The sequence below is a fragment of the Amycolatopsis sp. NPDC058278 genome, assembly GCF_042881395.1.
GTDB lineage: Bacteria > Actinomycetota > Actinomycetes > Mycobacteriales > Pseudonocardiaceae > Amycolatopsis.
The window spans coordinates 1-7,063 of record NZ_JBHVXZ010000229.1; the positions used below are offsets into that span (position 1 = coordinate 1).

Below are 7,063 nucleotides of genomic sequence, written 5' to 3' on the forward strand. Positions count from 1 at the left end.
TGGTCACACTGGCGCCGACGCCACCAACACCGCGCCCGACAAGCCCACTACCAGCGAAGACACGCCATCAATCACGAAGTGCGGCTGGAGTACTAGAAGTCCCTCTGCCGGAGCCGACGCGCTCGGTTGGCTAGACCACTGGGGAAACTGGCAATAAACCGGCAACCGGCTGACTACGGTCCGGGACTGCAAGCAAAGGCCAGACAGCACGAAACCCCCTGTCACCAGGGGGTTTCGTGGTCTTGCTGTCTCAACCAGACGTGCGCCCGAAGGGATTCGAACCCCTGACCTTCTGATCCGTAGTCAGATGCTCTATCCAGCTGAGCTACGGGCGCGTGTTCAGTTGTAACCTAGCACCCGGCGAACCGGGCGCCAGCGGAGGCTCCGGGATTTGAACCCGGGAGGGGGGGTTACCCCCAACCGCATTAGCAGTGCGGCGCCATAGACCAGACTAGGCGAAGCCTCCTGGGCCCAACGACCACTGCTCAGATAGGTTACACACCCCCCGAACCCCCTTTGACAGCACCCCCCTCACGCTCGGTGCAGCAGCCTGAGCAGGCGCGGAGAGCGGCCGCCCAGGCCCTCGGCCTCGAACGTCGCGATGCCCACGCGGGGAAGTTCGCGGACGCCTGGATAAACCAAGTAGCGAGGTACCCAGCGCGGCTGGAACTTCGCGTTGAACCGGTACAGCGTCTCGATCTGGATCCAGCGCGAGAAGAAGTGCAGGACCTTCGCCGCCGACTTGGCGACCGGGCCGGCGCCGATGCGCTGCCCCTGCTCCATCAGCGCGCGGAACGCCGCGAAGTTCAGGGAGACCTGTGAGACGCCGTGGCGGCTCGCCGCCAGCAGGAGCTCCGAGATCATCAGCTCGTTGACGCCGTTGTCGGCCGTGCGGTCGCGGCGCATGACGTCCAGTGAGAGCCCTGTGGCGCCCCACGGGACGAATTGGAGCACGCCGCGGACGCGGCCGCCCTGCTCGGCGGTCACCAGCACCGAACCCGGGTCGCCCATGCGGCCCAGCGCCATCGAGAAGCCGCGCTCGGTGTCCGTGCCGCGCCAGGTGGCCGCCAGGACCTCCAGCTCGGCCAGCTCGCCGGGACGCAGGTCCTCGGCCCGGCGCACCAGCACCTTGTAGCCCGCGCGCTTGGTGCGGGCCGCCGCCTGGCGGACGCCGCGCATGGTGCGGCCCTCCAGGGTGAAGCCGGCGGCGTCGACGACGGCTTCGTCGCCGATCTCCAGGACCTCCAGGCCGAACCGGGCCCAGACCGTCGCGCCGAGCTCGGAGACGCCCATCGCCGCCGGGACCCAGCCGTTGCGCCGGCACACCTCGAGGTACTCCTCGATCGCGCCCGGCCAAGCCTCGTGGTCGCCCAGCGGGTCGGCCGAGCAGAGCGCGACCCCGGCGATCACGCGGTAGGTGACCGCGGCCTTGCCCGTCTTCGAGAACACCGCGAACTTGTCCCGCCGCAGCGCGAAGTACCCGAGCGAGTCCCGTCCGCCGTGCTCGTCCAGCAGCCGGCGCAGCCGCGCGACCTCCTCGTCGGTCAGCCGCGGCGCCGGCTCGGCCGAGCGCAGCAGGAAGTACGCCGACACCAGGAGGGCGGCGAGGCCGAACAGCAGGCCGACGGCGGCGGTGAGGTCCTCCAGCCACATCTGGTGGAACACCGCGGGCCCGCTGGCCGCGACCAGCGCGAGCGCCGACTCCGCCAGCCGGTCGCCGAAGCCCATCGGCTCCAGGGCCACGTGCGGCGCCACGGACAGCAGGATGACGTTGATCACGAACCCCGCCAGCGTCAGCTGGAGGAACACGCGCACCGCGCGCCAGCGCCCGACCACCGGGTCCGGCTTCGCCACGAAGTAGCGCCGGTTGGCGATCAGGCCCACCAGCAGCAGCACCGACACCAGGCCGGCACCGAAGACGTGCTTCAGCCCGAGGTGCGACATCGTGAGCAGCACCGTCGCGCCGACCGCCAGCTGCCAGGCCCGGCGCTTGCGACGCCGGAGCCCCGCGGCCAGCATCACCAGCAGCACGCCCATCACCAGCGCGACGGTCGCCGCGGCGACCGTCGCCTCCTGCGGCAGCTCCAGCCACTCGGCCAGGTGCCCGCGCAGGCTGCGCCGCCCGGCCGGGATCAGGATCGAGCCCAGGGTCATCAGCCCGGCCAGCCGGGTCACCCAGGTGATCACCCCGACCGTGGTGGCCCCCGCCACCTTCCAGGTGATCTGCGCGCGTGTCCCCGTCACCACCTGTACAACCCGCCGTGGATGATCATGCTTCCCCCATCTACCCCCCGGCGAGCTCCACGAACGGCGTCAGCGCCTCCGGGTTGGCCAGCGCGTCGCGGCTGACGGCCCGGTCGGGAGCCACACCGGCGAGGATCTTCTTCACCGGTACCTCACACTTCTTACCGTTCAAGGTACGAGGAATCTCGGAAACCACTACGAACCGATCAGGTACATGGCGCGGTGACAGCGCGCTACGAAGCTCCTTGCGCAGCCGCGGCTCGACGTCTCCGAGCGCGACGCCACCGGCGAGCACCACGAAACAGATCAGCCGACCGTCCTCGTTCCCGGCCGCCGAGGTGTCCACGACCAGGGAATCCGCGATCTCGTCGTAGCCCTCGACGACCCGGTAGAACTCCGCCGTGCCCATCCGGACGCCGCCGCGGTTGAGCGTCGAATCGCTGCGGCCGTAGATCACCGCCGAGCCGCGGTTCGTGATGCGGATCCAGTCGCCGTGGCGCCACAGCCCGGGGTACATCTCGAAGTACGCCTCACGCAGCCGCGAGCCGTCCGGGTCGTTCCAGAAGAACACCGGCATCGACGGCATCGGCTTCGTGATGACCAGCTCGCCGACCTCCTCGACGACGGCCTTGCCCGCCTCGTCGAAGGCGTTGACCGCGGCACCGAGCGCCGGGCAGGACAGCTCGCCGAGCCAGACCGGCACGTCGGGCGCCGACGCGACGAACGCCGCGCACAGGTCGGTGCCGCCGGAGACCGAGCAGATCTGGACGTTCTTCCCGACCTCGTTCACGATCCACCGGAAGCCTTCGACGCTCAGCGGCGCGCCGGTGGAGCCCAGCGCGCGCAGGCCGGTCAGGTCGTAGCGCTCGGCGGGCTTGATGCCGGCCTTGAGGCAGCTCTGGATGTACGGCGCCGACGTCCCGAAGTAGGTGACGCGGTGCTGCTCGGCCAGGTGCCAGAGCGCGTTCAGGTCCGGGAATCCGGGGCTGCCGTCGTAGAGCACGATCGTGGTGCCGACCAGCAGGCCGGAGATGAGGAAGTTCCACATCATCCAGCCGGTGGTGCTGAACCAGAAGAACCGGTCGCCGGGCCCGAGGTCGGTCTGCAGCGCGAGGGCCTTGAGGTGTTCCAGCGTGATGCCGCCGTGGCCGTGCACGATGCCCTTCGGCAGCCCGGTGGTGCCCGACGAATAGAGCACCCACAGCGGGTGCGCGAACTCGACCGGCTCGAACAGCAGCGGCGCGCCCGCGTGCCGCGCGAGCAGCTCGGCCCAGTCGAGGGCGCCGTCCATCCGGCCTTCGCCGACGTACTCGACGAGCACGGTCGCGGCGAGCGACGGCAGCTGCGCCTGGAGGTCGGCGATCGTCGTCCGGATGTCGAACTGGCGGCCGTTGTACGCGTAGGCGTTGACCGCGAAGAGCACCTTCGGCTCGATCTGCACGAACCGGTCCGCGACCGCGCGGACACCGAAGTCCGGCGAGCACGACGACCAGATGGCCCCGATGCTCGCCGCGGCGAGGAACGCGACCAGCGTCTGCGGGCAGTTCGGCGCCAAGGCGACGACCCGGTCGCCCTTGCCGACGCCCAGTTCGAGGAACGCGGCCCGGGCCGCGGCGACCTGCGCGCGAAGCTCGCCGTACGTCAGGTGGCTCGCGAAGCCGTCTTCGCGGTGGAAGATCACCGCCGTCTCGTCGTCCGCCTTCGCGGCGCCCGCGACGCCGGGGGTGAGCGCGTGCTCGGCGTAGTTGAGCGTGCCGCCCTCGAACCAGACGGCGTCCGGCATCGCCCCGGAGAGCACCGCACCGGGCTGGTCGTGCCAGCGGACGCCGAGGAAGTCCGTGACCGCCGCCCAGAAGTCCGGGCCGCGCTCGACCGAGAACTCCCACAGCGCGCGGTAGTCGTCCACCTCGACGCCGCGCTCGGCGCGCAGCCACCGGCGGAAGGCTTCGATCTTGGTGTCGGCAACGTGGCCCGGCTCGGGGCGCCAGAGCACTTCGGGGGCGTCGGCGGTGTGCGTCACGTCCCGAGCCTAATCCTTCCGATCCGGAAGTCACCGTGGTCGGAACCGACATGGAACCCGGGTTACCGGTGGCGACCGCCCACACCTACCGCAGGTGCGCGTCGAACCAGTTGAGCGTGCGCTGCCAGGCCTCCGCGGCCGCGCCAGGGTCGGCGTCGAAGCGGTGGTTCGCACCCGGGTAGTGGACGACGTTCGTGGCAACCTTCGCCGACGCGGCGGCGTCGCGCAGGCGCTCGACGTCGGCGCCGCCCGCCTCGTCGCCGGCGTCGCCGTACATGCCGAGCCACGGGCTGGTGAGCCGCCCGGCGATCTCGACCAGCGCGGGGAGTTCGACGGCCTGCTGCCCGCCGACGGAGACCGCGGCACCGAGCTTGCGGTGCGACGCGACGACGAGGGCCGCGGTGCCGCCGAGGTCGAAGCCCATCACGCCGAGCAGGTCGGCCTGGACACCCCGCTCGACCAGCCAGGCGAGGGTGAGGTCGGTCGCGTCGAGCAGGTCCTGCTGCGTGAGGCGGTCGTTCTCGAGGTGCGGCGTGACGGTCAGCCAGCCCTCCGTGGCGAGGCTGGCGAGCAGCAGCCTGACCCCGTCCGTGACACCGTCGGCCTCGTGGAGCACCACCAAGCCGCCGCGCAGCGCGCCCTCGGGTTCCGAAAAGGTCAGGCGCAGGGTGCCGCCGTCGGTGCGCTGGTAATCCACGGTGGAGGTCGACGTCATTGCCTCACCCAACCACCTGGAGGTGAACGGGAGGAAGCCCGGTGACGCAGGTCGCCGGGGCCGGCCCGCCTGAAGGCGGTCGCGGGGCGGCGGGCGGAAAAGATACGGTGAGCGGGTCGTCCCGTCGATTTCCAGGAGCGCCGAAGATGCCGTCCGTGTCCCCGCGTGCCGATCTCGAATCGTTGCCGAAATACGTCCCCGGCCGGACGATCGAAGGCGCGATCAAGCTGGCGAGCAACGAGGTGCCCGGCGGCGCGCTGCCGAGCGTCGCGCAGGCGATCGCCGAGGCCGCGGCCGGGATCAACCGCTACCCGGACACCGGCTCGCAGGCGCTGCGCGAGCGGCTGGCGCGCGAGCTGGACGTGCCGGTGGAGCGCGTCGCGATCGGCTGCGGCTCGGTGTCGCTGTGCCAGCAGACGATCCAGGCGGTGTGCGCGCCCGGCGACGAGGTCATCTTCGGCTGGCGCTCCTTCGAGGCGTACCCGATCGTCACCCAGGTCGCGAACGCCGTCGCGGTGAAGGTCCCGATCACCGAGGGCCAGGAGCTCGACCTCGACGCGATGCTCGCGGCGATCACCGACCGGACGCGCGTGGTCTTCGTCTGCAACCCGAACAACCCGACCGGGACGGCGGTGCGCCGCGCGGAGCTGGAGCGGTTCCTGGCCGCCGTGCCCGAGCACGTGCTGGTCGTGCTGGACGAGGCGTACAAGGAGTTCGTCACCGACCCCGAGGTGCCCGACGGCGTCGAGTACACGCGCAGCCGGTCGAACGTCATGGTGCTTCGCACGTTCTCGAAGGCGTACGGCCTTGCGGGTCTTCGCGTCGGTTACGCGGTCGCCCCCGAGCCGATCGCGGACGCGCTTCGCCAGGTGTACGTGGCCTTCTCGGTGAACATGCTGGCCCAGGTGGCCGCGCTGGCGTCCCTCGACGCGGCCGACGAGCTCCTGGCCCGCTGCCAGGAAATCGTCGTCGAGCGGGGACGGGTGCGGGAAGCGCTGCTGGAAGCGGGTTACCGCGTGCCCGAGACGCAGGCGAACTTCGTCTGGCTGCCGCTGGGTGAGCAGGCCGTCCCGTTCGCCGAGCACGCGCTGGACCGCAAGCTGGTGGTGCGCCCGTTCGCCGGGGACGGCGTCCGCGTGACCATCGGAACCCGCGAGGAGAACGACCTGTTCCTGGCCGCGGCGCGCGAGTTCCTCACGCGAACTGCTTGACCACCAGCTGGATGACGGCGGCGACGCCGATCACCACGATCACGCCGCGCAGCACCGCCGGCGGCAGCTTCCGGCCGATCTTCGCGCCGAGGAAGCCGCCGGCGGTGGAGCCGACGGCCAGCCACAGCACGACGGCCCAGCTGATCGGCGCGACGAACGCGTAGATGATCCCGGCGACGAGGTTGACGACGGCGGCGAGCACGTTCTTGACGCCGTTGAGCTTCTGCAGCGGCTCCGACAGCAGCATCCCCATCACGGCCATCAGCATCACGCCCTGCGCGGCGGTGAAGTACCCGCCGTAGATGCCGATGAGGAAGATGAAGAACATCAGCAGCGGCCCGGGTTTGTGCTCGGTCCCGTTCTGCTCGCGCCGCTCCGCGACCCACTTCGAGACCTTCGGCTGGATGATCACGAGGACCACGGCCAGGCCGACGAGCACGGGAACGACGGCTTCGAAGGCGTCCTTCGGCAGCGACAGCAGCAGGATGGTGCCACCGATGGCCCCGAGGAAGGACGCGACGGCGAACTTGGCGGTCTGCCGCCAGTAGCCCTTGAGCTCGTGCCGGTAACCCCAGGCACCGCTGAGCGTGCCGGGCGCGAGGCCGATGGCGTTCGAGGTGGTGGCGGTCACGGGCGGATACCCGAGCGCGACGAGCACGGGGAAGGTGACGAGCGTCCCCGACCCCACGACGGCGTTGATGGTCCCCGCCCAGACCCCGGCGACCACGACGATCAGGGCGTGCCACCACGTCATGAAGCAATCACGTGCGGAGCCTAATACTCCAGCCGCACTTCGTGATTGATGGCGTGTCTTCGCTGGTAGTGGGCTTGTCGGGCGCGGTGTTGGTGGCGTCGGCGCCAGTGTGACCAGGC

At 70.5% G+C, this 7,063-nt stretch carries 5 protein-coding genes and 2 tRNA genes; 1 reads left to right on the forward strand and 6 read right to left on the reverse strand.

What is annotated here, in order from left to right:
• Window positions 1-261: 261 nt before the first annotated feature.
• The 5 genes from ACFVYA_RS48905 to ACFVYA_RS48925 form a co-directional block, all read right to left on the reverse strand.
• A tRNA-Arg gene (locus ACFVYA_RS48905) sits at window positions 262-335 on the reverse strand.
• Window positions 336-376: 41 nt separating this feature from the next.
• Window positions 377-466, reverse strand: a tRNA-Ser gene (locus ACFVYA_RS48910).
• 65 nt (window positions 467-531) lie between these two features.
• Entirely contained in the window at window positions 532-2,247 is a 1,716-nt protein-coding gene (locus ACFVYA_RS48915) for a phosphatidylglycerol lysyltransferase domain-containing protein (RefSeq protein ID WP_387055399.1), read from the reverse strand.
• 37 nt (window positions 2,248-2,284) lie between these two features.
• Window positions 2,285-4,264, reverse strand: coding sequence for an acetoacetate--CoA ligase (locus tag ACFVYA_RS48920; RefSeq protein WP_387055400.1), 1,980 nt, complete (start codon window positions 4,262-4,264; stop codon window positions 2,285-2,287).
• An 85-nt stretch (window positions 4,265-4,349) separates the two neighbouring features.
• Window positions 4,350-4,979, reverse strand: coding sequence for a dienelactone hydrolase family protein (locus tag ACFVYA_RS48925; RefSeq protein ID WP_285987737.1), 630 nt, complete (start codon window positions 4,977-4,979; stop codon window positions 4,350-4,352).
• Window positions 4,980-5,125: 146 nt separating this feature from the next.
• Here ACFVYA_RS48925 and hisC point away from each other — a divergent pair, with 146 nt between their 5' ends.
• On the forward strand, window positions 5,126-6,190 hold the full coding sequence (gene hisC / locus ACFVYA_RS48930) for a histidinol-phosphate transaminase (RefSeq protein ID WP_285987736.1): 1,065 nt from the start codon (window positions 5,126-5,128) through the stop codon (window positions 6,188-6,190).
• Here the strand turns inward: hisC and ACFVYA_RS48935 are convergent.
• Window positions 6,174-6,944: a sulfite exporter TauE/SafE family protein gene (locus ACFVYA_RS48935; protein WP_387055402.1), complete on the reverse strand. Its 771-nt coding sequence runs from the start codon at window positions 6,942-6,944 to the stop codon at window positions 6,174-6,176. The genes hisC and ACFVYA_RS48935 overlap by 17 nt on opposite strands.
• Between the last annotated feature and the right edge of the window lie 119 nt (window positions 6,945-7,063).